Source organism: Novosphingobium indicum, from assembly GCF_014645195.1.
Lineage (GTDB): Bacteria > Pseudomonadota > Alphaproteobacteria > Sphingomonadales > Sphingomonadaceae > Novosphingobium > Novosphingobium indicum.
Map to the genome: position 1 here is coordinate 229,501 of NZ_BMLK01000005.1, position 22,397 is coordinate 251,897.

The following is a 22,397-nucleotide window of genomic DNA, read 5'->3' on the forward strand; positions in this document are numbered from 1 at the left end:
CTCGCCCGCCCCTACTGGACCTGCTGGTTGAGCGTGCGCGAGAATCTGAGCGCCGCCGACATCTGCGGTGAGAGCTGCGAGCGCAGGGTCTTTTCCATCATCTGCGTGCGCTGGATGAGGGCGAAGGTCTGGTCGAACCGTTGCGATGTGCGCGCCGAGAGTCCGAGGAAATTCCGGCGGGTTTCGTAAAGCCCCTCGCGCCACTCGCGCAAGCTGTCGGCATCCGCCCCGTTGAAGTCCGAGCGCGCGTTCACCGCCATGTCGATGAAGCGCATGGTCATGGTGGTGACAAGGTCGATCGCGACGATTTCGGAGAGATCGTTGATCTCCTGCGCGGAGATGCCGAACTCGGCTGCCGCGCTGACGGTGACGATCTTGTAGACCGGCACGCTTGCCATGCCGAGCAGCTGCACCTCGGCAGGGGTCAACGAAGCGCCCGGATCGCGCACCTTCAAGGCCATCGATTCGATCAGCGTACGGACCCTGGCTTTCAGCGCCGCATTGGGTCCGATCACCAACGCGGTCTCGGCCGGGTTCATGCATTTGGTGGTGTCCGACCCGCACGACCAGACCTTGTGCGGCGCGGCCGAAGTGCCATCGAGCATGGCGCTGATGAGTGCAGAATCCGCCGGGCCGATAAACTGGACGCGCGGCTTGCCGCCGCTGCCTGCCGGATCGTAGATCACGGTGCCGACCAGCGTCATCACGAATTCGCGGAACTGGGTGTCGAATCCGCCGTATTTCTTGCCCAGGGCCTCCCAGGTGTAGTTGTTGGGCATGCCGGCCTGTTCCTGCATGTCGGGATCGGAATTGCCGGCCTTCAAGGCCTCGCGCTGGCCGCCATTGTTACACTGTTGGCGCGCTCTCGCCCAGTCGGCGACCGCGCCCTGGCTGTTCGCGATTGCCTCGCAGATCACCGAGGATGCGGTGTCGGTCTTGGGCCAGAGCCCGCCGACCAGCGCCTGCGCGGTTTCGCAGGACGAAATGTTCATCTGGTTCATCTGCTGCACTTTCTGCGCGAGCTCATCCATGACCTTGCCAATCTCGGGCGAGATCGTGTCGATCGCGAGCTTGAAGGCGAAGCCCAGCGCATTGTTGGCGGTGGCTTTCAGCATCGCGACGAGTTCGGCGGTGTTGATGAACGAGAACGATCCGGCGAAGAGGTCGATGCCCCCGCACCCGGCGCGTGCATGGGGCAGCTGGATATTGAAGGGCTGGATGTTCTTTTGCGGAAAGCGCGCCCACATCGCCCCTCCCGAATAATAACCCGCCGACTGGCCCTGGTAGGCCGAAGGGCCGGTCACATTGGCCTGTGCGCCCATTTCGGTCATGAAGCTTTGCATCTCGCTTTCGACCCCGGCGGATGCGGGAACGGGGGCTGTCAGCACGATTGATGCGGAGAGCACGACCGCGATGGCGCGGCGCGAGGCATGAAACAGCCGCGCGCGCATCAGTAGTCGCTCCCGGGCTGGACCTGGGTGAGCTGGAACACCCGGTCCATGATCTCGTCTTGGCTGAGGATGCCGTAGCCGATCGGCATGGGCTGCTTTGTCACGCTGTCGAAGAGCACCAGCGCCGGCACCTGGCGGTCGGCACCGAGACCGAGCCGCTCGTATTGCCCCGCATCGACGACATATTCTGGAAAGCTCGCCGAGGGTCCGCCGTCCATCGAGACCGCGAGCACGGCCAGCCCGAACTTGTCGCTCACCGATTTGAGGATCGGTCCGAAGATCTCGCAGGCCCCGCAGCTCGAGGCAAAGAAATAGAACACGCCGTAGCGCTGCGAGAGCCGGGACATGGCAAGATCGCGGTCGGTCTTGCGCTGATCGATCCATGCCCGCTTACCCAGGGTCGAGACCGGGCGCTGGAGCGTGTAGTCGAGGCCCGGATCCTGCCAGAGCGCGCGCTGCCAGACATCGGCGAATAGCGAGGATCGGTCGAGTTGTTCGCGCTGGAAGCGCACGTAAGCGGTCACATTTTCCGGGGTGGGCTCGAGAATCGCGCGCGCCTTCAGTTCCTCAAGCGCAGTGGAGATTGCCGCCAGGCGCTCGCGTGCCGGGACCTGCGCGGCAGTCTCGGGGCTACCGGGCTCGGGCCGTGGGTCTTCGCAATAGAACCATGTGCCAAGCTTGCGCTCCTTGCAGTAGAAGCTGTCCTCGGCCTGCTCGACCTCGATGCCGTCGCCGCTGGCCGCGCGTGCGCCACCTGGAGCGAGGAGATTGAGAGCGAGGCTCGCGGCAAAGCCGGCGGCGATGGGGATGGCCTTGGCGTGGATCACGATCGGTTCCTGACCTTCTGGGGGCTCATGGCTGGTGGCTTTCGTAATAGGCTTCGATCCGGCGCTGGATTTCGACGAGCGTGGCGGCCTCGTCGGGAAGCTTCGCGGCCTCGACGAATTCGGCATAGACTTCGGAAAAATCCATGACCGAGAGGTCGAGCCGCTGGAACTCGAACACAGTAAAGCCTTCGCAAGTCTCGGTCTTGGGTTTGCCCCAGGGCTTGCCAAGCTGGGGGCGGCCCTGTTCCTGGAGGATGCGGCTGATCTTCGAAGCGAAGCAGCAGTAGACCTCCTTCCTGGTCTTGCAGATGCCGAGGAAACTCGAGGAGCAATAGGTCCCGACCTTGTGGCACAGGCCTGCATCGTCCTTCTGGTCAAGCAGGACTTCGGACGGGCTGCACAGGAGCGGCGTGAGGAGCGGTACGCCGCGTCCCGAGCAGCAGTTCGAAAGCCCGAAGAGCTTGTGCGAACAGGTCTCGCGCGTGCCGCGAAACAGCGTCAGCGTCGCCTCGTCGAATTCGGCATTGGCCTGGCCGAGCGCATTCAAGGCCACAACCGCGTCCTTGAACTCGTCAGAGGCCTCGCGCTCGATCGTCTCGCACTCGCCATTGATGCAATAGACATCGCCGCCGCAGATGTACTGCGCGGGCTCGGGAGTGCTTCCGGGAATCGGGCAGGAATAGATCCGCTCGGTCACGCCGCACGATCCGTTCGCAGCGGGCGAATCGTCGAGGCAGGTTTCGCGCGCGAGCGAGCACGAGGCATTGGCCTCGAGGCTGGCGCAGTCGTTGCCGCCCCCGACAATTCGTTGGCACAGATATGGGCGGCTCTTCTGCCAGCAGGGGCGCGTGACAGGCACGCCCGCTACCGTGCGGGTCTCGTTGGGCGCGGTGCAGATTTCGTTCTGGAGCGTGCAGGCGACCGGATCGTCGGGACAGCCCGAAGTGCTCCAGCTTTCGGTGAACCACTTCGAGACCGAGACTTCCGGCGTAAACCCGGCGAGCGTTGTGCTGCACGACCAGACTTCCTCGGGCGCGGCGGGCTCGATGCAGGTCAGATATCCGCCGCTCAGCGGATCGCCGACAAAATCCCAGGTCTTGCAGAGACTCCGCTCGGTAAGCCCTGCACTGCTTGGCGTGGTGCGGGTGCAGGCAGGCTCCGAGCCAATCGACCCGCATTGCTGGAGCCCGGTTACATAGTCGAGCGGAAAGCCGGTGACCGGATCATAGGTGAGTGCGGCGCTCAGCCCGTCACTGTTGCAGCGGTAGATATTGCTCACGACTTCGAAGGCGCCGGGCGGCGGCGGCGCCGGAACGGTGCCCAGCAGGTAGATATTGGGATCGGCAACCGCGCTGCTGCAATCGTAATAGTCAATGGTGATGCCGTAATCGGGGATGGGATAGCTTGCGGTGCGCCGGCACTGGCCATTGCCGGCAAGCGCGGAGCAGCCATCGAAGCCTGCCGAAATCGCGCAAAGATACTGGTAGGTGAGCGCGCTCCACTCGGTAACGACAAGATTGCTGGTGCAGCTTTTGGTCTCCTCGATGACCTGCGAGCCGACATGGCAGGTCCATTCGGCGCTGTTGGGCGTGCCCGGCCCGGGCGGCAGCGGCGTGCAATCACCGGTCGAGCCATCGGCGCCCACTCCATCGAGATAGGCGTCGGGACTTGCTTCGATCGCAGTCGCACGCGCCATGTCGTCGCGGGTGACATTGACCGTTGGGCGCGATGTCGAATTTGCCGTGCGGTAGGCCTCGCTGCTATAGCCTTCCGCGGCGCCTGCTGCATACATCTCGCCGGGATTGTCGTAGTACTGGGTGAGCCCGGGATAGGTGGCCTCGTAGCCCGGCACTTGCGCTGCCGCATCTGCCGCCTGCGTCAGGTTCTGATAGGTCTCGCGCAGCGCGCTCCCCGCGGCGCGGGCTTCGGCTTTCGCTTGTTCCGGCGTCATCGAATCCGGTGCGGGAGGAGGTGGTGGCAAGGATTGTGGTAGCGGCGTCTCGCCGGCGGCGGGAAGCACCGGCAGCTCCTCGATCAGATCGTCGGGTGGCGGGATATAGACCTGGGCTTGCGCGGCTGTGGCGGCGAAGAGCAGGCAGGACAGCAACAGGCTCGCGATCAGCGGCCTTGATCGACCAGATGCTCGTGCGAGGGGCGCCATGTCACCTCGCCTTGCGCAGGTTGGCAAGCGCGACATGCGCTACTCCGGCGCCGGGGCCGCGCGCTTCGGCAAAACGCTCGAGCGCGTATTCGACGCTGACATTGCCGCTCATGCGGTCGTGTTCGGGAACGACAGATGTGCAATCGAACCCGTCGCACAGCTCATAGGCGCGGCTTGCCACGACGAAGGTCGGTGCGGCGTGGACGGAAAATGCCCGAAACAGGCGCGGGTCGATGGCGATATGGGCTTCCTGGCGCTCGTCGGTGACGACGCGCCTAAGCCCCTCGGCGAACGCCCGCGTGCTGCCTTTCGGAAATCCGCGAAAGACCACCACGCCGCTGGCCGCGCTGGTGTCCGCAATCAGGCGCGAGAGCGAGGCTTCGGGCATCGAGAGGCTGGCAAAGGCCACGAATAGTGGTCCCTCCCCCATCGGTGCTGAAGCATTGGCGGCAGCGCCCTCGAGGATCGCGTCGAAATCGACCGGACCGTCGGGTCCCCTGGGCAGGCTGGCCGGATCGATGCCCCGCATCGCGGCCAAGACCTCATCGCGCAACTCTTCGGTTTCGCGCGCATGTGGCAATTCGCGTCCTGCAAGGACATCGACGAAGTCCTGCGCCTCGCTGGCCTGCCCCCCGGCGCGTGCCTTGATCGCGTCGAGATCGAGGCCATCGACAGTCTGGGCGACGCTTTGTGCGGCGGTCTGGGTCAGCCCCGCCGAGATCCCGGCGAGCGCCAGAAATGTGGCGGCAGCGATAATCCGCGGCGATCGGAATAGGCCGATAGAGAGGCGTAACCTGTTCATAAAGCGCAGCAATTTCGCTTCCTCCACACAAGGTAGCCAAAATCCTCGCCCTTGACCGGGAAGGACTTGCCCGTGTGGGGAATGATCGTGGTCGCCCCGATCGGCGCGCAGGCGTAGCGGCCTTTGACGGTCGGGATCGGGTTTGTCATTTGCAGCCGGTACTGCTGCTTCCTCATCACCGGCATCAGGTACTTGTGACACAGGGCCTTCGAGCCCATCGTCCCCCAGGCAAGCGCTTCGCGGTGCATCTTGTAGAGCATGCGTTCCGCCACGAGCCGCGAGGCCTGGACCGGCGTGACATGGGCCGCGACATGGCCGTTCAAGGGGTACATTCCCCCGTTGCAACCCGCGCACCAGAACATCTGGTCAATCGGCAGCTTGGCGGTCGCGGCGACACAGTCCGCGGCGCAAGCAGCGGTGGCGATGGGATTGGCGAACAGCGCGACTTCGGGATTGATGATCGAGGTGAGCGCGGAATCCTGCCAGAGCGGATCGAGCTCGGTCACATAGGCCACATCGAACGTCGTCTGCTCGAAGCAGAGGAAATCGGTCAGGATCTCCATCCAGTAAAGCAGCGGATAGACGTAGTAGTGGGCCTGCCACTGCGAGGAGTTCTGCGTCTTGCCGCCGACCTGGCTGCGACCCTGGACATGGCCGTTGCCGATATCGAAGCCGGGGTTGAGCCGGATCCCGCCAAGGTTGGGAAAGCACCAGGACTTGTTGGTGACATCGACAAGCCGCACCGGCTCCCAGAATCCCACCGAGATGCCGATGCGCGGGATCGGCGAACCGCAGGCGCACAAGGGGAACGAGGGATTCTTCGGATCGGGCCGCGAACCTTTCCAGATGGCAAGCCCGCCGATCGAGAGCGGAAACAGGCACGACCAGCACACGTCGGTGATCGGATTGACGAACTTGCCATGGCAGGTGACCGAGGCGCGGGCGGGTGAGGCGCTGAGACCCATCAGCGCGAGCGTGGCAAGCGCCGCCAGTATCAGGCGCGGCAGCCGCATCACGCCTCACATTCCTGGTTCTTGGCCTGGTTCCAGGCGGCATCGGCATTCGTTTTGGCGCGCCAGTAGATGAGTCCCATGACGGGCATGGCGATAAGGAGCAGAAGCGCCGGCAATGCGCCTAACGGGCCGACGAAGCCGACGATTGCTGGGTTGAGGACAACTGCGAGCAGGAGAGCAACGCACAGCAAGACCCATGCATGACGCAGGCGCCTCAACCTCGAGGTCTCCGGGGCGGCCATCGGCGTGGCCAGGAAAGCGAGCAGCGGATGGATCATGAGGTCCCGCCTTTCGGCCCGAGCGGGACTTCGGTGATCCGGAGCGCCTTGCCTGCCGATGTGACGACGGCAGGCGTGTGGCGAATGCCGAAGCGCGCGGTCAGCCGGCCGCCCTGGTCGAACCAGAAGCGGCGCTGGTGCGGCTTCATCGCATCAAAGGGCGAGCCAGTGACGAAGATGATTTTGGCCCCTTCGGCGCTGTGGCTGCGCACGGCCCAGTCGACTTGCGTCTGGTCCGTTCCGTCAACGAAGATCAGGTCCTGTCCGAGCGCGACATGGTCGAGCGGATTGACCCGCGTGCCGCGCGCAGCGATCAAATTGTTCTTGTCGTCGCGAATGTCGGCTTCGAGCACGATCGAGGGGTCGAACAGCCATTGCCGCCGCTCGCTCGCGGCCGATAGCCCCGCGACCGGCCTCGGGCGACGCACGCTCAGGGTCGCCTGCTCCTGCATCCGGCGTTGCAGGCCTGCGATCTCGCCCGAGGCCTCGAGTGTCCTGAGCCTCGCTTCGATGGCAGTGAGGAGGTCCTCCTCGATGATCGGGAAAGTTTGCCCCATCTGCCCATGATCCGCGGCCTGCACCAAGGACACCACGGGCCATCCTGCCGACAAAGCAAGGCCGAGAGAAAGCGCAAGGCGACGACGCGGGCTCACAGCACCGAGTCTCCGGTGCCGACGATTCTGTTCCGGCAGACAAAGCCGATATCGGCATAGCGGCTGTCGAAGCCGTCGGCATGCGCCGTGCCGAGGTAGTAGCAATGCTCGGGGATACGCCCGAGAGGCCCGGGATCCAGCGTTTCGCCGCGTTTGCTGAAAGCCTTGAGCCTTGCGACCTCGCGCCCCTTGATCCGCACGATGGGCCCGTCGCGCGTGACGATGTCGCCTGGCATGCCGAGCACGCGTTTGGCGAAAGGCGCGGGCACTTTCCCGAAATGCGCGACGATGAGCGGCGTTCTCGGCGGATTGAACACCACGAAATCGCCACGCGCGGGAACGCGTTTCCGGTCGATCCAGAACGCCCAGTTGGGGAGCGATTGGCTCGTATTGATGAGCAGCGCATGATCGTCGCGCCAGGCGGCGAGCGCAGAGCCGCCCGCAAGGCACAGGCTGAGGCCTCCGATCGCCAGCCAGCGCCGGGCATGGCGCGAGGGTTCACTGGGCGGGGCCATTGCCTGCCCCTCCCGTAGCACCCAGGCCTGGCTCTCCGGCGGGCGCGGCCATGGCGGCGCGCATCGCGCCCAGGACATCGCCTGCATCGGCCGCGGCGGGCTGCGGCATCCGGACTTTGGCGTAAATTTCGCGGCGCAACTCGGCGGTGATGTCGGGAACCTCGCCGGCGAGCACTGCTTCGCCTACCAGCACGATCTGCCCTGAGCGGCCCCGCGTCTTCAGGTTGCGCTCGATCTCGGCCATGAACGCCCGGGTCTCCGCCGTCACCTGTTCGGGCGGGGTCGCCGAGCGTGCCTGGGCCTGGACATATTCGCCGACGATATTGGAAAGCTGCACCTTGGCGATCGGCGGCACGCCGACATCGGCGAGAACTTCCTTCGTCACCCAGGCGCCCCACAGGCCTGCCATAACCAGCGCGCTCACGAGTGCGACCGGGAGCAGTCCGAGTTTGCGCGGTGCACGAAGCTTGGGTTTGCGTGTCTGCACGTCGCCAACGACTTCCGGCATGTCGTCGAACAGCGGCCCGTTACCGGCCGGCAGCGCGTTCCTGGCCATCGGGCCTCTCCTTGATGGGTGCGATGAACTGGATGAGCACGGGCAGGCGCAGCACGGCGACAACGAGGAACAATGCGCCCGAAGCCAGCCAGAATTGTGCGCGGAACGCGGCCTGACGCAACGGATCGGCCCCAATGTAGCGGCTTGTGAAATTGTCTAGATGGAGCACCAGCCCTGCGAAGCTGAAGTCACCGAGCGCGGCAAAGAACAGCGTCCAGCATGCGGTGACGAAGGCCGCGCAAACCGCCAGCCACCCGCAAAGCCGCAGCGTCACATAGCAGGCCGTCGCCAACGGACTTTCCGCCTTTCGGGGTGATTTATGAAGTGGCTGGGTCGTCATTGCAGCGGCCTCCCCGCCTTGTCGGACCGGATTGAAGCCCATTGTAAAACGGGCGCCAACGCGCTACATGTAGCGCAAAGGAGATCGCCAGTGGCAGCAGCTTCCCATACACGCGTGACAAAGCGCCGCGCCAACTTGCGCGCAGCCGGTTTTCGGCCGGTGCAGATCTGGGTGCCTGACACGCGCGCGCCCGGGTTCGCGGTCGAGTGCCGCCGCCAGGCTACCCGGGTCGCCAGGGCGGACCACGCGGACGACGAGCTCGGAGCGTTCCTTGACGCGGCGCTCGACGACATGGACGACGGCATTGGCAAGGACGCCGCATGAAGCGCGGCGACCTGGTGACGGTTGCGCTCCAGGGTGATTTCGGCAAGCCTCGACCGGCCCTCGTGATTCAGTCCGACGCATTCAGCGAACTCGAGACGGTAACTGTCCTGCTGGTGACGGGGAGCCTCATCGACGCCCCGTTGCTCAGGATTTCGATATTGCCCGACGCGGATAATGGCCTGCGCAAAGAATCGCAGGTCATGATCGACAAGGCGATGACGGTCAGGCGCGAGCGTCTTGGCCTGGTGTTCGGAAGTCTGAGCGCGGAGGATCTGCTGCGCGTCTGGCGTTGCCTGTTCGTCTTTCTCGGCGGCGGTTGAGCAACGGGCACCACCGGCAAGGCGCTGTAATTCGGACCTCACGTCGAAGGGCAAGCGCGTTAGGCGAAGGGCGGATCGGCGCATCATTCTGCCGCCTCCTGCTGAATCTCGTCCCCCACCTCGCCCTCATGAAAGTCGGGCGCACCGGGTTGGGGCGGCACAAAATCGGGAAAGGCGACGCGCTCGATCGCGTCGGGTAGCGCCATGCCGCCCTTGACCAGCTCCTCGATCGCCGAGAAAACGCGCGGGCTCGAGGAATAAAGCGTTGCCGAATAGGGATCGAGCACGAGGCGGCCGACGCACAGCGTCTCCGGTCCCTTGATGAGCACGTCGGAATATTCGGTGCCGTTGCGCTTCAGCGAGCGCAGCAGCGTTTCGGTATAGCGGTCCATCTCGAAGCGCTGGTGGCGCGCGAGATCGTTGATCGTCTCTTCCTTCTGCTGGAGCACCACCGACCAGTCGGAGTTTTCCAGCGCGGCCAGCGAGCCTTCGGACTTGTAGAAGTCGTTCAGCGATTGGGTCGCGGTGACGAGCGCGCCGCCATACTTGCGGCAGGTGCGCGCATAGGTCTCGATCGCCTGGCCCATCTGCCCGCCGCCCAGCAGCTGCCAGGCCTCGTCGATCATGGTGAGCTTGGGCACCGAGCGGTCGAGATCGCGCATGACCCGGAGCGTCAGGAACATGAGCGCGGTGAGCGCCACCGAACGCAGTTCGGGCTTGGACGAAAGGTCCGAGAGCTCGAACACGGTGAGCCCGGCGGAAAGATCGATCGAACAGGCGCCGGCAAAGAAGCGCCCATAAGTGCCCCCTGTAAGGAACGGCGCCATGGCATCGGCGAGATCACCGGCAAATGGCGATGGCAAGGCGCGCAGCGCGGCAGCGACGTGGTCGATGGTCCCATCGCGCTGGTGTTCGCGCCAGACTGCGCTGACCGCCGAATCGATGAGCCCGCGTTCGGTGTCTGAGAGCCTGTCCTGCTGGCGCGCCATTTGCCCGACGATGGCCTTGAGCATCGCAAGGCATTCGACCTCGTAATCCTCGCCGTCCGCATCGTCGGTGAGCGCCGCAGCGTCGATCATGTCGAAGGGGTTGAGCGAGAAGCCGGCAGACAAGCGGAACTCGACGAACGCGCCGCCGAAGGCCTTGGCCATGTGTTCGAACGAACGTCCGTCGTCGATGACGATGACCTTGGCGCCCGCGCCAGACATCGCGGCGCAGACATCCTGGAGGAACACCGATTTGCCCGAACCCGACTTGCCGAAGACCGCGACATTGTGATTGCCCGCCTGGTTCTGGAACGGCGACCAGAAGAAGGGTTGCCCGCGCCGTCCGACCAAGAGGACATGCGGGATCGCCCCGCCGAGCGGCTCGCCCTGTACCGGTGCGATGGCCGCAGCCGTTGTCGTCAGCATCGTGCGAAAGCGCTTCATGCGTTTGAGATCGGCGGAAAGCCCGTTGGGCAGGGATAGCGGCATGGCGGCAAGCAGCCCCATAACCTGGAGGTAGCGCTCGTCGATGAGGTCCCACCCGGCGGCCTTGTAGACCGACTTCACAAGCCGTTCGTTGACATCGCCCTTTCCGAGCGGGGAAAGCGCGCCGACGCCGTAATAGACCTGCGCAAGCTTTCGCCCCTGGCGGATCTCGGATTGCACATACTGCCATTCATCGCGCTGGTCGGAAAGCTGGGGCAGGAAGCGCGCTGAACGACTGTCGGCAAGGCTGGTCGTGCGCATGACCTTGAGGCCTGTGCGGGAGGCGACGGCTTCCTCGTCCTGGAAGGCCAGCGCGAGCACGGTCATGACGTTGCAGCCAAAGCGCAGCTTGTCGTTGACCATGTCGCCGATGATCTTCTGCACGTCCCAGGGCGCCCATTGTTTTGGCAGGTGTCGCACCCCAAAGAAGCGCCAGTCGAAGGCGTCGGGCATGACTTCGCCGATGACGGGCACGCCATCGAGCTTTTCGCCGGTCGGACGGAAGCGTTCGGTGCGCAGCACGATCCGCTCAGGGCTGACCCGGGTCTCCAGGTCGCGGCGGATGCACTGGACGTTAATCGGATCGAGCTCGGAATAGTGTTCGGGCCGGTCGGCATTATCGACCGATGGGCAGAGGAAATCGTCAAGAAAGGCGATAAGCTCGACCGGACCCATTTCGCGTGCGGGTATCGAGAGCGCCTGCAAGGTACCCATGAGGCTTTCGCGCACGGTCGAAAGTACGTCGGCGCCGGTCGACGATCTGAGCGAGGCACCGACCGAAAGGATCACGCGGTGCGAACGCAGGTAGAAAGGCGCGTCGCGCGAGATCGACATCCAGACCCCGCGCCGCAGCCAGCGCGCGCGGTGCTCGGCGGCGCGGCCATAGACGCCCTTGGCGACAATACGCGGCATGACCCAGTCGGCGATGCGCTCGCCCACCGAGGGGCTTTGCCAGTGGATCAGCTGGATTTCGCAGCCTGAGGGTACGGCGTCGGACAGGAATTGCGTCAGGATCTCGCCGCTGCGCTCGTCGGCGCCCATCATCGGCGCGAGTTCGAGGATGAACCCGATCGATTCCGTGTTGATGAACATCCGCGCCTTGGCATCGTAGCTGCGGTAGGGAAGCCAGTTCGACAGCATTGGCGCGCCGAGCAGCGGGCGCTCGGCCTCGGGCCGGGCGCTTTCGCCGAAGACGAGGTCGAGAAAGCTTTCCCAGAATCCGCGCCGCGCCATGGCTCTTAATCCTCCTCGACGGGGGGAAAGGATGCGGGCGGGTTGGTCGCCGTCTGCTCGCCAGGCACCGAAGGCTGCGCAGGACTTGCAGGGCCCGATTCCGTCTGGGGTGCGCTGCTGCTAGTCGGCTGCGCGCCCATAGGCGATACGGCGGGTTCGCGCGCCACCGGAAGTCCGCCGGGCGCTTTGGCGGTCTGGCCAAGGCGCGCGTCGACTTCGGTCTTGATCGCATCGATCGGGTTGGCTGTACGCGCGGCATTGCTTCTTGCCCGGGCAGCAGCAACCACGCGCGGATCGGGCGGACCGGCAGGAGCAAGCGCGCTCACCGTTGGCGCCGGGTCGTGAGGCCCGGCTGACATTGCCGCCGGCATTTCGGGAATGGACGGGCCGGAACCCGGTGCCGCGAGCGCCGATGTTGGTGCAGCCCCTGAAAGCTGCATCCACCCGCCTTCGTCGGCGACCGTGTGCACGACGCGCGGTTCGTGAAAATTGCCCGCGCCATCGACATAGGAGGGAAACACGACCTTCAGGACGCGCCGCTCGCGATGGACCAGGTCAGGCCGCACCGCCGCCAGCCTTCCCCGGCCCTCGTGCGTGGCGGCAGAGGACCTGACGCTGGAATGTCGGGGTCGCCGCTCGAAAGTCGGCCCTGCCGGAAACCGTGTTTCGGGTGAAAGCGGCCGCGCGTTCTGAATGAGGCTGAGCGCCTGGTCGTCGATCACCGTCGATGGCGCGCAAGTACCGCCCGGCGCGCTGCACGAGAAGCTGCCCTTCACATTGCTACCGAGAAAGGCCGTGCAGGCGGCCAGCTGCGTCGCGGCCAGTCCGACAGCAGCGATGCGCGCCGCGTGGGCAAGCCTCGAGCGCGGTTCGCAAGTGGCAAGTTCGCCGAGGCGGCAAGCGAGGCTCCACAAGGCGAGCCCCTGGTCGAGCGTCAACTGCAATTCTGACAGGACAATATGTCCATGCGAGCGCCGCCACGCGCGTCGGCGCAGTTGCGCGCATTCTTGCGCGGTGAGTACCCTGCCCCTGCCCGGCGAGAACGCGGCCGCCATATCGCGCCACATGGCGATGGCCTCCTTGCGGCCGGTATTGCGCACGGGTATCCGCACCTGCGCTTTCGAACGGCGCAGGACCGCCCGGCGCAGGCCTGCCAGCTCCCTATTCGTCAGCAAGTTCACGAGGCCGCTCCCTTGAGCCAGGTCTCGAGGAAGGCGCGCGGGCGGTAGCCTTCGATGACCGCGCCGTCCGAGCGCACGATGACTGGCGTCCCGGCAATCCCCTGCTCGCGCGCGAAGCGCTCGTTGGCATCGAGCGGCGAGGTGTCACAAGCGCGGGTGTCGGTAATCGGTGCACCGGCATAGGCGGCTTTGATCGCCTTGCGCCGGTTGCGCGCGCAGAACACCTGGTTGGCAAGATCGCGGCTGCCAAGCAGCGAGATTGGCCGCTCGATGACGCGCACATTCATCGCCTCGAGTTCGCTCGCCAGCGCGCGGCAGTAGCCACAGCGAAAATCGCTGAAGACCGTGACTGTCTTGCCCGAAGGATTGCCCCAGACGATGCCGCCGGCCTCGGGCAGTGCGGCAAGCGACATCGTCCGGGGGCTGCCGGTCGCAGCCGATCTGGCTGCGGCAGCCGTGCTGACCCCACGCCTTGGCGCTTCGACTTCCTCGGCTTCGCGCCGGCTTCCTGCCGCGCCGCCGACCAGGAGGTCAGGATTGATTTCGAGCAGGCGCACCGCAGTCAGGTCCTGGCGCGTCTCCATGTCGTAGACCCGCCCGATCAGGAGGTAGCGTGCGCTCCTGTCGACGTAGAAGAGCTGCGAGCCAGCGGTCACTTCGCAAATTCCATCGACCACCTGGCAATCAATCTTCGAGACCTGCGTTCGCGGCAAACGCGCCTTGAGCAAGTCGGCAACCGTCGCATCGGCATCGGAAGACTGCGCTCCCCTGCCCTCGCCGGCATTGGCCCAAACCAGCGAGGCGCCGCTCCCGAGCGCGATTGCCGACAGGGCCCAGCCAAGGCGTTTCCATTGCATCGTATCCCTCCTCATCCGTTGATGAACACGCCTTCGAGGAAGACGATCTCGACATCGATTCCGGTCGGCATTTCGATTACGGGCTGGTATTGTTCGGCCCGCTCGATCAAATATTTGGAGACCATATCGGCGGAAGTGGCGACGCCTTCTCCCAAGCCCCCTTCGAGTATCTCACCAGTGCCGAGCCGCTGGCGCTTGCCGTCGACCGTCACATTGGTGCCGGTGAGGATCGAACTTGTGTTCGCCGAAAATCCGCGCCCGAACCCCCCGGCAAGTCCTGCCAGGAAGGCCTGGCCGACCAGCGCGCCTTCGCGGCTTACCACCCGACCACGGACTCCGGTCTTGCCGCCAAAAGCGATGAACCCCTTGACCTCGGATACCGCGTAGCGTCCGTTCGGCTGCGGGCAGGTCATGCGCTGGAGCTTGACGTAGACTTTCTCGGAAGAAAGGTCGCCGCGCGCAGCCCCGTTGACGAGACAGCCCGAGATATTGGTCGTGAGCAGGCGCCCGTTGTCATAGACCGACCGCGCAGGCCCCGTGATGCGCAGCACCACCGGCAACGGATCGGCCTGGCTCTGGACGCCGGCATTGGCGTCGACGCCGACGATCACCCGCGCCAGAGCGATCGAATTGGGCGGCAGGTAATTGGCGCTGTCGGTATAGATCGTGTTGCCCTTGGGTACCGGCGATCCGTTGCCGCTCGGGCTTCCCTCGCCGAACGAGATCATGCTCACTTCGCTGCCGCGTCCTGGCAGGCCCGCCGCCGCTGCGGCCGCTTCTCCCGCGGGTGTCGTGCCATTGGCACCGCTGCGGGGCGAGCCCGCCACCTGATATCCCGGTGGACTGGTTCGCCCGTAGAGCTCGTTGGGTCCGCCAGCAGGCATGACCGGCGACTGGCGCGCGGCGGCGAGCGCTGCGCGCAGCTGTTCGTTCTCCGCCTGGTAGGCTGAGAGGACGCGTTCGGTCTCGGGCGAAACGCTTGCGCCCTGCTCGCGCGCCAGTTGGGCTTCGAGTTGGTCGGCGCGTTCGGCGCGCGCTGCCAGCGCGCGCATGTTGGTATCCATCGACATCATCTGCGCTTCGGACTGCGCGCGCCATTCCTTCTCGGCCATATTCTTGTTGACCATCTCGTCGACCGAGATGCCTGCGACCGCTTCGGTAAGTTCGGCCTCGCCCTTGCCCGGACCGTCATCGAAGATGTAGAGCGAGCCGACGATGAGCGCCGCTGCCCCCGCCCCGCCGAGCAGCAGCATTTGCTTGCGCCGCGCGGCATCATTTGCCGCCATGGCATCGCCCAGCGGGGCGGTATCGTCGTCATCAGGGACGTCGAGCGCCTTGGGCTTTTTCTGGAAGAGGCTTCGCAGGTCCATCAGCGTCCTCCGCTCGACTGGATGAGGTAGACGGCGGTTTCCTCGCCGGGTCCGATGGCGCTCACCGGGGTCATGAAGGCGAGGCTGCCGCGCGCGGCGAGCACGGTCTCATCGAGGTCCTGGGTCGCGCGCCCGGTGTTGCGCACCTTGAGGACGAGGCCCTTCAATTCCGCACCGCGCCATTCGCCGACCTGCTGCACTTCGAGCGGGCCAATCCGCACCGGCTCGAGCACCGAGGCGCGCATGTCATAGCCTTCGATAGGCTCGCCCCGGTACATCGCCTGCGCAAGCCGTACCGCTGCATCCTCGGGCGAGGTGCGCAGTTCCCAGTCGCGGGCGCGATCGCTGGCGATCGCCTCGTTGGCGACGAACACCTGCTCGGCTTCCTGCCCACGCACCTGGCAGACGAATTTGTAGACATAGCCCTTGCGGGTCGTGCCGAAGAATGAGATGGCGGCGCGCGGGAAACCGTCGGGCACCGAGATGTAGATGTCGCCGCGCACCGGCTCGTTGACGATCTTGAAGTCTTCGGCCGGATTACCGGTCGAGATCTTCGAGACCGAGGCGAACTGGTCGCCGGCCAGACTGATGCGGGTCAGGTCCTTCGCCGAGGCCACGCACTGCACCGTGCCGTTGTCAGCGGTGAGCACGTTCTGGTCGGCAAGCGCGGGGCTCGCGAGCCCGGCAAGGCCAATCGCGATGAGCACGCCGCCCATAGGTCGTCCAACGAAGGCGAGCGGCCTGCTGGCGAGGGCCGTGCCGGCACCCACCAGGCCCCAGGCGAGGTTCCACGAGATCGGGGCGATCATGCCTCGCCTCCGTTCTTGTCCTTATCCGTTACTTGTCCGAACCCGGCGAGTTTCAGGCTCACCCCCGAGTAGGACCAGACGAAGCGAAAGGTGCGCGCCTCGGCTGTCACTTCCTTCGAGCCGACGACAGTGTGCAGGATGCCGTTGACTTCGCTGGTCAGTTCCTGGGGGTCGACGCTCAGCTTTTCGATCGTGAAATACTGCGAGACGTTCGAGCCGTTCTGCTCGCTCATGATCTTCATCAGCTCGGCCTTCATGCGGCCGTGAGTTCTGGGATCGGTGATCTCGAGGATCGAATCCATCCAGTATTGCAGGTTCGACGGCGAGCGGTTGAGCGTCAACAGCGCCGCATCGCGGGTGACGAGCTCGAGATAATCCTTGTCGACATGGCTCGAGGACAGGGTTAGCGGTTTGGCGAGCACCGGCTGCAGCACCACTTCCTTATCGCGGCTTGCCGCGGTCAGCGTCAGCAGTACGCAGATGCCGAACAGCAGCGCGCAGCCGATCGCGAGGTGATTGCGCTGACGGAGCAGGCGCTGTGCCTGGTTGTGCGAGATCGAAAGGTCCATATCAGCCTGCCATCACGCGAAGGTGCGAGGGTGGCGTCGCCTTGAGGCCCATGAAGGAGCCCGGCAGGTACCAGTAGGCGGTATGGATGATCCACGAGACCGCGCGGCCTGCCTTCAACTTGCGCAATCCCCACCAGGCCAGCACGCTTGCAAAGAGCCCAATCAGAATATGTTGAGACAGGACGCCCCAGGCGAAGGGCACGATCATCGCGATGAACTCGTCGAGCGTCCAGAAGCCGATCAACTCCGGGTCATCGAGATGTGCTGGGACCGTGTACCGGTTCATTGCCGCCGCCACCCTCTTGGCTGTTCCGGCGCGGGACCATGCGAGAACCCCTGGCCGGAAACGGTGAATGGTTCAGATCGTCGCGGTGACCGCGGCGGTGACGATCGGCACGCCCGTGCCCGCGCCGACGCCTACGCCGACGGGGATCGCGACCTGGCCTAGGCTGAAGCGTCCCGAGGCGAGCCCGACGATGCCGCCGGCGAGGCTGAGCACGGTGATGATCTTGCCGCCCGAGCCTTCGAGGAAACCGGTGAACGCGGTGAGCGCCGTGTTGAACGTGGCGTCCGCGCCGGCAAAGGCCGCGCTGCTTCCCACCAGCGCCGCGGTCGCGACAGCTGCTGCGCCTTGCGCGAGCGCCCTTCCCTTCCCCTTGATCATCAATTGCATCGTCTCGTCCTTCCTGCTGCGTCAGCCGCGTTGTTGCCGGCCGGGTCAAAAGGACAGCGATGGAACTCGCGCGGCAATCGGCAGTTGCAGCGCATCGCGTGTGCACCGCGATAGAATTGCCGAATCGGGAAAGGTTGAAAGGTTGGGATTTCCGGGATCGGAATTACCTGTGCCGGGTCGGGGGCCGCCGTCTCCAGAAATGGGAAATAGGTATTCCTGTCAAGGAAATAGCGGTTTCCAGGTTGGAAATTGCGGCTCGCGAATCGCCATCAGAGTGCAGCGACTCGGGAAATTAACGATTCTGGCTCATAATTGCGTCGGCATGGAGGCGCACGCGAATGCAGTCGGTGGCCGGCGGGACGCGCAACATACGCATAACCGTGAGCCGGGAGTGCTTCGCGCTCCTGGCCGATGCCATGTGCGAATTTTCCAAGACCACAAGCCGGTTCCGGAGCTTGCGTTCGACAGTCCAGCACGCCTGTGAACGCGCGAAAAGCCTTACGTTTGCGCGCGAGGATGTCGAGAGGTTCCTCTCTCGTTATCCACTCGATGGACAGATCTCGATCTGGCTCGAAGTCAAACCCGACTGGATCGAAGATTATGATTGGATCCGCCATAAAATCGCGGATACCTGTGGCAAGGTCATGCACGACAGGGTCGTGATTGCATTCGTGGTCTGGCTTGCACGCACAAATAATCAATTCTGAATTGGACCCAATAGTTCGCAAAATTCAGCGTTTCACGCTCTTGACATCTTATGGTATCCCATAGAGCGATTGGTGCGGGAGGGTCTCTCAATGCCGCACCGAACCTTGACGCCGGAAACGGCCTTCAAGCCGAAGGCCCAGACGGCTGACGATTCCGCCTTCTCGTTTGCGCCACCAGCGCCGCGGTTGACCGAGCAGGATCAATACAGGCTGCTGATCACGGATCAAGCCGCGAAACAGGCGCTGCCGCTCGCCCATCTTGCCGATCGACTCGGTGTTGGCCGCTCACGGCTTCACAAAGTCTTGCGCCAGGGCGCAGCCCTAGTCGACGACCTGCGAGACCGTCTGTTTGAGGCGCTTGGCATCGATTACGTCCGGGCCAAGTTTTGTGTCGCGCTTCTCCATGATTTTACGGCCTATGACGATCCGGCCATCCTTCTTGTTTGCGAAGCCATGAAGGGGTTCTATTGCGAGGTCGTCTCTTGCCGGCGCGGCGAACTCCATGTTGCAATCCGCCCGCAGCTCATACACGAGGCTCTCGGCCGCGCATACGAGATGCTGCTTGCGCATCAGGAACGCGTACTCGAGGCTGATCGCTCGCTGCAGGACTGAAGGAAAAACGAGTTCGCGGCCTCATCGGTGGGCTTTACCTTGATCCGGTGTAGCCCATAAACTCTACGGTACGATAGGTGGAAGCGTTGACGGCAGACATTGCCGCCTGTGCGCGATCAACTGAAATTGAGCCTGGACGGTCAAGCTCTGCAAGACGGGCCAAGTCCGTCATGATCGCGCGCACGTAGTTAAGGGTTTCCGGAATGCGGGGAACAGTACCCTGTTGAAGCGTTCGCCGTTCTGGTCCGGCGTTGTAGGCAGCGAGCGCCAGATCAACCCGGCCAAAGCGGTCAAGTTGCTGGCGCAGATATCGCGCCCCGGCCCGCATGTTGGCGATAGGGTCGTAAGGGCGTGACAGGCCGAGTGCTCGCGCAGTCCCCGGCATGATCTGCATGATACCCATAGCGCCAGCACTGCTGATCGCTAGTGAATTGTAGCCGGATTCCCGGGCGATCACCGCATCGAGCAACCGTGCCGGGACGCCATTCTCGCAGGCGATATTGACAATCGCGCTGAAGTACGCGGCGCGGCGGGCCTCGACTGAGCGTGGGAGCCACCAGGTTGGGGAATATGACGCGTCTTTGCAGGCGGGACCGATTGTTTGGAGACCCCAGCGGGCCCGGCCTGATCCAGCGATCTGCGATGCCGAAATGTCGTAGGCTGACCGCAATGGCGCGGGAGGGGCATTGGCATGTCCTTCCGGACGGCCTTCGAAGTATTCCCGCAACCTGCCAGAAATGGCTTCAAGGGCTTTGGTATCACTGGTTGGTGATGCGGATGTCTCTTCGATCGAGAGATTATGGCCAAATTGCAGCAGATCGACTTCACGCGCTGCGGATGGCATCGCCCCGCCAGCAAGCAGGATTGCGATTGTCACAAGCTTCAAGAATTTCATTTCACGCACCATGTGGCGCGTGCTTTCCCGAGGGATTGCGCGTACGCCATCAACCAAATCGAATCGTTCGTGTCAACGGCGCGGGAAAGTCACTTTCATACGCTCCTCGCCCTTGCAGCTATGCCGCGCGGGCCAGATGGCGAGCAAACCCTGATGTTATTGCTTCGGCGCAAAAGCAACCGAACATTCAAGGCTGCGTATCTGGCTCTGGTTGTCCGGACATTCGCATGGCTGAGCAACGACTCGAATTGTCTTCGGCTCATCGGGATTGGCAGCAGAGAAGATACCGCTCCATTGTAGGCATGAAGCTGGTGTCACTGGTACAAGCCGATAACAAAGCAAAGGCCCCCCATAGAGGACGACGTTGGACGCCATCCCCGGTGGAGGGCGAGCGCGCAGCCTAGAAACGCATGCGAGCGGTGAAGCGCGCATTGATCGGCGCGCCAGGCGTGATGTTATTGTTGTTGTGCGCGTCCGCGAAGTAGGTTTCGTCGAGTACGTTCTCGACATTGACCTGGAACTCCACCGTATCGTTCATCGTGTAGAAGAATGCCGCGTCGACCCGCGTGATCCCAGGCAGCCGTGTGGTTGTCGCGGAAGTGCGGTTGGCCGCGAACTGGCTGGACTGGTGAATGACGCCGAGCCCGAATCCGACTGATGGATTAAAGTCATACCGATTCCACAAGGCAAACTGGTGCTTTGGCACCTGACCAAGGCGCACGAACTCGTTGCCGCGTAGCTTGGCGTCCTGATAGGTATAGCCGCCGCTTATTTGCCAACCGGGAAGCACCTGCCCGGTGACGGCGAGTTCCGTACCGCGCGTCCGGGTCTTGCCGGCAACGATGCTGGTTGCCGGGTTGGCCGGATTCGGCGTTGTGGCGTTGGTTCGGTCGAGCTGGAACAGGGCGAGAGTGACATTGAGATCTGGCCGGATGTCCCACTTGGCGCCGACCTCGTAATTGGTAAACTTCTCGGGGGCGAGATCCTCGTCGCTCGTCGAGAGCGTAAGGAACTGGTCGCCCGAGCGTGGAAGGAACGACTGGCTGTAGCTGCCGTAGATCGAGACATTCTCCTGCGGCTTCAGGATCAGGCCGATGCGCGGCGACCATCTCTCGTCTGTTCGGCCGAAAGGACGGTTGCCGTCCTGAATGTCGATACCCTTGATCTCAAACCGGTCGTAACGAAGTCCAACTACAAGATCGACGTGCGCCCCAAAGCTGATCTGGTCCTGTGCGTAGGCGGAGAAGAACTCGACGTCCGAAGTGCGGTTGCGGCTGATGGCCGGGAACGTCACCGTCGGGTAGACGATGTTGGAAAGGTCGAGCGTGCCGTTGGAGAGTGCCGCATTGCGACGCTGGTTGGTCGAACCCTGGTCGCCGTATTCAACGCCAAGCAATATCTTGTTGGCAAGCCCGCCGAAGTCAACGGCCGCGACCAGATTGCTTTGCGCAAGAAAATTCTGCCGTGTGGTCGGATCGGTATACCCTGAGAGTGCTACGGTGCCGTTTATTCCGGTCGCCGCGCCATTGGCGTAAACGTTGGTATAGTACTTGTCGTAGTCGCCGTAGAGCAGCGTTGTTGACCAGTTTAGGCCTTCGGCCAGTTCACCGTCCAGACGGGCCTTAACGATATGGGCCTCAAGACCCGTGCGGTTCACGTCGGGCACACCAAAGAAAGTGTCGCGATGACCGGGCAGAGGCTCGCCGTTCAGAGACGGGATGCCGCGATCGGTAACGCGATCATCGTAAACGTACTCATAGGAAATCCCCGCCTTCCAGCCTGGGGCCAATTCGAACGCGATGTAGGGGTTCACCGCGTAGCGTTCGCCGTCGAAGAAATCGCGGTGGTTGTTCAGTTTCTCGTAGAAGGCGTTCAGGCGGAATGCCGCGCCTTCGGCAATGGGCGTGTTCACGTCGGCAGCGACTTCCCATGCGCCAAACGTGTTGATGCTGGCCTCGCCGCCCATGAAGAAGCGGTCGGTAGAGGGTGTCTTCTGGACACGATTGACAATGCCGCCGCCGCCGCCCCGACCGAAGATGAGGGCATAAGGGCCTTTCAGGACCTCGACGCGCTCGATGTTGTAGAGGTTCCGGAAGTACTGGACGTCGTCGCGCACGCCATCGAGGAAGAAGTCGGCGGTGGTGTTCTGCCCGCGCAACGTGATTTGGTCACGATGGCCTTCGCCCTGGCCGATGGTGACGCCCGGGACGTAGCGAAGGACATCCGCAAGACTTCGATGTGCCTGGTCCTCGATCTGTTCGCGAGTTACGGCATTGATCGTTTGGGGTACGTCGATAAGCGGCGTATCGGTCTTGGTTGCCGTAGCCGAGTCAATGGTGAGATAGCCGTCGGACTTGCCAATGACGAGGATTGTATTGCCGCTTTCGCCGCCCGCCTCACTAGCGAGTGCGGTCCCGGGCAAGGCCAGCGTCGCGGCCGAAATCATTAGCAAGTTTCTCAAGGAATCCCCCTGTTGGTGCGTGATTGATCCGCAACCTCTTAATGCTATTGCGAATGGCCTGCAATAGCATTATGGAGTTTTCCTGCTTTTGCGAACAACAGGAGCTGTGCCGCAGTCCGGAACCGGCTTGCCTTGCTTGAAGCAATCAGGAATTGCCGGTGCAGATCGGGAATGTGGGCAATCATCTCAGTGATCACGGATTCCTGCGTATCCTCAAGATCGGCAAGTGAGACTGGTTCCTGCGTTATCCCGACTAGAGCAATGCACAGGATTTGTGAATCGAGGGATTCACGCTGACGAGGGTTTGTGATTCACCGT

At 63.6% G+C, this 22,397-nt stretch carries 24 protein-coding genes; 4 read left to right on the top strand and 20 right to left on the bottom strand.

The window, feature by feature from the left end; translation table 11 throughout:
* Positions 1-11 precede the first annotated feature (11 nt).
* Genes IEX64_RS07050 through IEX64_RS07095 form a run of 10 tightly spaced genes read right to left on the bottom strand, consistent with a single transcriptional unit; the run spans position 12 to position 8,548 of the window.
* A complete protein-coding gene (locus IEX64_RS07050) occupies positions 12-1,451 on the bottom strand; it encodes a conjugal transfer protein TraH (RefSeq protein ID WP_188818940.1) in 1,440 nt (479 codons plus the stop codon).
* Positions 1,451-2,278 carry a conjugal transfer protein TraF gene (gene traF, locus IEX64_RS07055; protein WP_188818941.1) on the bottom strand — a complete coding sequence of 276 codons (828 nt, stop codon included), beginning with the start codon at positions 2,276-2,278 and terminating at the stop codon, positions 1,451-1,453. Before traF ends, IEX64_RS07050 begins: the two co-directional genes overlap by 1 nt.
* Before the next feature lie 25 nt (positions 2,279-2,303).
* The gene (locus IEX64_RS07060) at positions 2,304-4,439 is read right to left on the bottom strand and encodes a conjugal transfer protein TraN (RefSeq protein ID WP_188818942.1); all 2,136 of its coding nucleotides are present in this window, start codon (positions 4,437-4,439) and stop codon (positions 2,304-2,306) included.
* 1 nt (position 4,440) lies between these two features.
* Entirely contained in the window at positions 4,441-5,241 is an 801-nt protein-coding gene (trbC, locus tag IEX64_RS07065) for a type-F conjugative transfer system pilin assembly protein TrbC (RefSeq protein WP_188818973.1), read from the bottom strand.
* Positions 5,238-6,254: a conjugal transfer pilus assembly protein TraU gene (gene traU / locus IEX64_RS07070; RefSeq protein ID WP_188818974.1), complete on the bottom strand. Its 1,017-nt coding sequence runs from the start codon at positions 6,252-6,254 to the stop codon at positions 5,238-5,240. Before traU ends, trbC begins: the two co-directional genes overlap by 4 nt.
* On the bottom strand, positions 6,254-6,532 hold the full coding sequence (locus IEX64_RS07075) for a hypothetical protein (RefSeq protein WP_188818943.1): 279 nt from the start codon (positions 6,530-6,532) through the stop codon (positions 6,254-6,256). Before IEX64_RS07075 ends, traU begins: the two co-directional genes overlap by 1 nt.
* A complete protein-coding gene (gene traW, locus IEX64_RS07080; RefSeq protein ID WP_268238441.1) occupies positions 6,529-7,185 on the bottom strand; it encodes a type-F conjugative transfer system protein TraW in 657 nt (218 codons plus the stop codon). Before traW ends, IEX64_RS07075 begins: the two co-directional genes overlap by 4 nt.
* Positions 7,182-7,700 (bottom strand): S26 family signal peptidase, encoded by a 519-nt coding sequence (locus IEX64_RS07085; protein ID WP_188818945.1) that lies wholly within the window; start codon positions 7,698-7,700, stop codon positions 7,182-7,184. The genes traW and IEX64_RS07085 overlap by 4 nt, the downstream gene beginning before the upstream one ends.
* Positions 7,684-8,256: a type-F conjugative transfer system protein TrbI gene (locus IEX64_RS07090; protein WP_188818946.1), complete on the bottom strand. Its 573-nt coding sequence runs from the start codon at positions 8,254-8,256 to the stop codon at positions 7,684-7,686. Before IEX64_RS07090 ends, IEX64_RS07085 begins: the two co-directional genes overlap by 17 nt.
* Entirely contained in the window at positions 8,228-8,548 is a 321-nt protein-coding gene (locus IEX64_RS07095) for a hypothetical protein (protein WP_229710126.1), read from the bottom strand. Before IEX64_RS07095 ends, IEX64_RS07090 begins: the two co-directional genes overlap by 29 nt.
* 138 nt (positions 8,549-8,686) lie before the next feature.
* Here IEX64_RS07095 and IEX64_RS07100 point away from each other — a divergent pair, with 138 nt between their 5' ends.
* Positions 8,687-8,920: an antitoxin MazE family protein gene (locus IEX64_RS07100; protein ID WP_229710127.1), complete on the top strand. Its 234-nt coding sequence runs from the start codon at positions 8,687-8,689 to the stop codon at positions 8,918-8,920.
* Positions 8,917-9,240, top strand: a complete 324-nt coding sequence (locus IEX64_RS07105) for a type II toxin-antitoxin system PemK/MazF family toxin (protein ID WP_188818948.1) — start codon at positions 8,917-8,919, stop codon at positions 9,238-9,240. The genes IEX64_RS07100 and IEX64_RS07105 overlap by 4 nt, the downstream gene beginning before the upstream one ends.
* Before the next feature lie 83 nt (positions 9,241-9,323).
* Here IEX64_RS07105 and traC read toward each other — a convergent pair whose 3' ends face one another.
* From traC to IEX64_RS07145, 8 genes are all read right to left on the bottom strand, one after another.
* Positions 9,324-11,945: a type IV secretion system protein TraC gene (gene traC, locus IEX64_RS07110; RefSeq protein ID WP_188818949.1), complete on the bottom strand. Its 2,622-nt coding sequence runs from the start codon at positions 11,943-11,945 to the stop codon at positions 9,324-9,326.
* A 5-nt stretch (positions 11,946-11,950) separates the two neighbouring features.
* Positions 11,951-13,126, bottom strand: a complete 1,176-nt coding sequence (locus tag IEX64_RS07115; protein WP_229710128.1) for a hypothetical protein — start codon at positions 13,124-13,126, stop codon at positions 11,951-11,953.
* Positions 13,123-13,983 (bottom strand): DsbC family protein, encoded by an 861-nt coding sequence (locus IEX64_RS07120; protein ID WP_229710129.1) that lies wholly within the window; start codon positions 13,981-13,983, stop codon positions 13,123-13,125. Before IEX64_RS07120 ends, IEX64_RS07115 begins: the two co-directional genes overlap by 4 nt.
* Before the next feature lie 11 nt (positions 13,984-13,994).
* A complete protein-coding gene (locus IEX64_RS07125; RefSeq protein WP_188818951.1) occupies positions 13,995-15,353 on the bottom strand; it encodes a TraB/VirB10 family protein in 1,359 nt (452 codons plus the stop codon).
* The gene (locus tag IEX64_RS07130; protein ID WP_188818952.1) at positions 15,353-16,162 is read right to left on the bottom strand and encodes a type-F conjugative transfer system secretin TraK; all 810 of its coding nucleotides are present in this window, start codon (positions 16,160-16,162) and stop codon (positions 15,353-15,355) included. The genes IEX64_RS07125 and IEX64_RS07130 overlap by 1 nt, the downstream gene beginning before the upstream one ends.
* Positions 16,159-16,731 carry a type IV conjugative transfer system protein TraE gene (locus IEX64_RS07135; protein WP_098105855.1) on the bottom strand — a complete coding sequence of 191 codons (573 nt, stop codon included), beginning with the start codon at positions 16,729-16,731 and terminating at the stop codon, positions 16,159-16,161. The genes IEX64_RS07130 and IEX64_RS07135 overlap by 4 nt, the downstream gene beginning before the upstream one ends.
* A 1-nt stretch (position 16,732) precedes the next feature.
* Positions 16,733-17,017: a type IV conjugative transfer system protein TraL gene (traL, locus tag IEX64_RS07140; RefSeq protein ID WP_007016042.1), complete on the bottom strand. Its 285-nt coding sequence runs from the start codon at positions 17,015-17,017 to the stop codon at positions 16,733-16,735.
* Positions 17,018-17,089: 72 nt separating this feature from the next.
* Positions 17,090-17,404, bottom strand: a complete 315-nt coding sequence (locus IEX64_RS07145; protein ID WP_188818953.1) for a hypothetical protein — start codon at positions 17,402-17,404, stop codon at positions 17,090-17,092.
* Between the two features lie 338 nt (positions 17,405-17,742).
* On the opposite strand from IEX64_RS07145, the gene IEX64_RS07150 reads away from it, so the two are divergent.
* Both IEX64_RS07150 and IEX64_RS07155 read left to right on the top strand, forming a co-directional pair.
* Positions 17,743-18,111, top strand: coding sequence for a hypothetical protein (locus IEX64_RS07150; RefSeq protein ID WP_188818954.1), 369 nt, complete (start codon positions 17,743-17,745; stop codon positions 18,109-18,111).
* A gap of 105 nt (positions 18,112-18,216) precedes the next feature.
* Complete coding sequence (locus tag IEX64_RS07155) at positions 18,217-18,723, top strand: hypothetical protein (protein ID WP_229710130.1); 507 nt, start codon at positions 18,217-18,219, stop codon at positions 18,721-18,723.
* A 34-nt stretch (positions 18,724-18,757) separates the two neighbouring features.
* On the opposite strand, the gene IEX64_RS07160 is transcribed toward IEX64_RS07155, so the two are convergent.
* Entirely contained in the window at positions 18,758-19,630 is an 873-nt protein-coding gene (locus tag IEX64_RS07160) for a lytic transglycosylase domain-containing protein (protein WP_229710131.1), read from the bottom strand.
* 388 nt (positions 19,631-20,018) lie between these two features.
* Positions 20,019-22,064 (bottom strand): TonB-dependent receptor, encoded by a 2,046-nt coding sequence (locus IEX64_RS07165; RefSeq protein ID WP_188818955.1) that lies wholly within the window; start codon positions 22,062-22,064, stop codon positions 20,019-20,021.
* Positions 22,065-22,397: the final 333 nt, after the last annotated feature.

What these genes read in the sequence shown, in the direction of transcription:
- IEX64_RS07145 (WP_188818953.1), bottom strand. Translation starts at nt 17,404, where the DNA reads ATGCAATTGATGATCAAGGGGAAGGGAAGGGCGCTCGCGCAAGGCGCA.
- IEX64_RS07075 (WP_188818943.1), bottom strand. Translation starts at nt 6,532, where the DNA reads ATGATCCATCCGCTGCTCGCTTTCCTGGCCACGCCGATGGCCGCCCCG.
- IEX64_RS07130 (WP_188818952.1), bottom strand. Translation starts at nt 16,162, where the DNA reads ATGATCGCCCCGATCTCGTGGAACCTCGCCTGGGGCCTGGTGGGTGCC.
- IEX64_RS07150 (WP_188818954.1), top strand. Translation starts at nt 17,743, where the DNA reads ATGCAGTCGGTGGCCGGCGGGACGCGCAACATACGCATAACCGTGAGC.
- IEX64_RS07105 (WP_188818948.1), top strand. Translation starts at nt 8,917, where the DNA reads ATGAAGCGCGGCGACCTGGTGACGGTTGCGCTCCAGGGTGATTTCGGC.
- IEX64_RS07135 (WP_098105855.1), bottom strand. Translation starts at nt 16,731, where the DNA reads ATGGACCTTTCGATCTCGCACAACCAGGCACAGCGCCTGCTCCGTCAG.
- IEX64_RS07090 (WP_188818946.1), bottom strand. Translation starts at nt 8,256, where the DNA reads ATGGCCAGGAACGCGCTGCCGGCCGGTAACGGGCCGCTGTTCGACGAC.
- IEX64_RS07125 (WP_188818951.1), bottom strand. Translation starts at nt 15,353, where the DNA reads ATGGACCTGCGAAGCCTCTTCCAGAAAAAGCCCAAGGCGCTCGACGTC.
- traC (WP_188818949.1), bottom strand. Translation starts at nt 11,945, where the DNA reads ATGGCGCGGCGCGGATTCTGGGAAAGCTTTCTCGACCTCGTCTTCGGC.
- IEX64_RS07060 (WP_188818942.1), bottom strand. Translation starts at nt 4,439, where the DNA reads ATGGCGCCCCTCGCACGAGCATCTGGTCGATCAAGGCCGCTGATCGCG.
- traL (WP_007016042.1), bottom strand. Translation starts at nt 17,017, where the DNA reads ATGAACCGGTACACGGTCCCAGCACATCTCGATGACCCGGAGTTGATC.
- IEX64_RS07085 (WP_188818945.1), bottom strand. Translation starts at nt 7,700, where the DNA reads ATGGCCCCGCCCAGTGAACCCTCGCGCCATGCCCGGCGCTGGCTGGCG.
- IEX64_RS07160 (WP_229710131.1), bottom strand. Translation starts at nt 19,630, where the DNA reads ATGGTGCGTGAAATGAAATTCTTGAAGCTTGTGACAATCGCAATCCTG.
- traU (WP_188818974.1), bottom strand. Translation starts at nt 6,254, where the DNA reads ATGCGGCTGCCGCGCCTGATACTGGCGGCGCTTGCCACGCTCGCGCTG.
- IEX64_RS07120 (WP_229710129.1), bottom strand. Translation starts at nt 13,983, where the DNA reads ATGCAATGGAAACGCCTTGGCTGGGCCCTGTCGGCAATCGCGCTCGGG.
- IEX64_RS07050 (WP_188818940.1), bottom strand. Translation starts at nt 1,451, where the DNA reads ATGCGCGCGCGGCTGTTTCATGCCTCGCGCCGCGCCATCGCGGTCGTG.
- IEX64_RS07165 (WP_188818955.1), bottom strand. Translation starts at nt 22,064, where the DNA reads ATGATTTCGGCCGCGACGCTGGCCTTGCCCGGGACCGCACTCGCTAGT.
- trbC (WP_188818973.1), bottom strand. Translation starts at nt 5,241, where the DNA reads ATGAACAGGTTACGCCTCTCTATCGGCCTATTCCGATCGCCGCGGATT.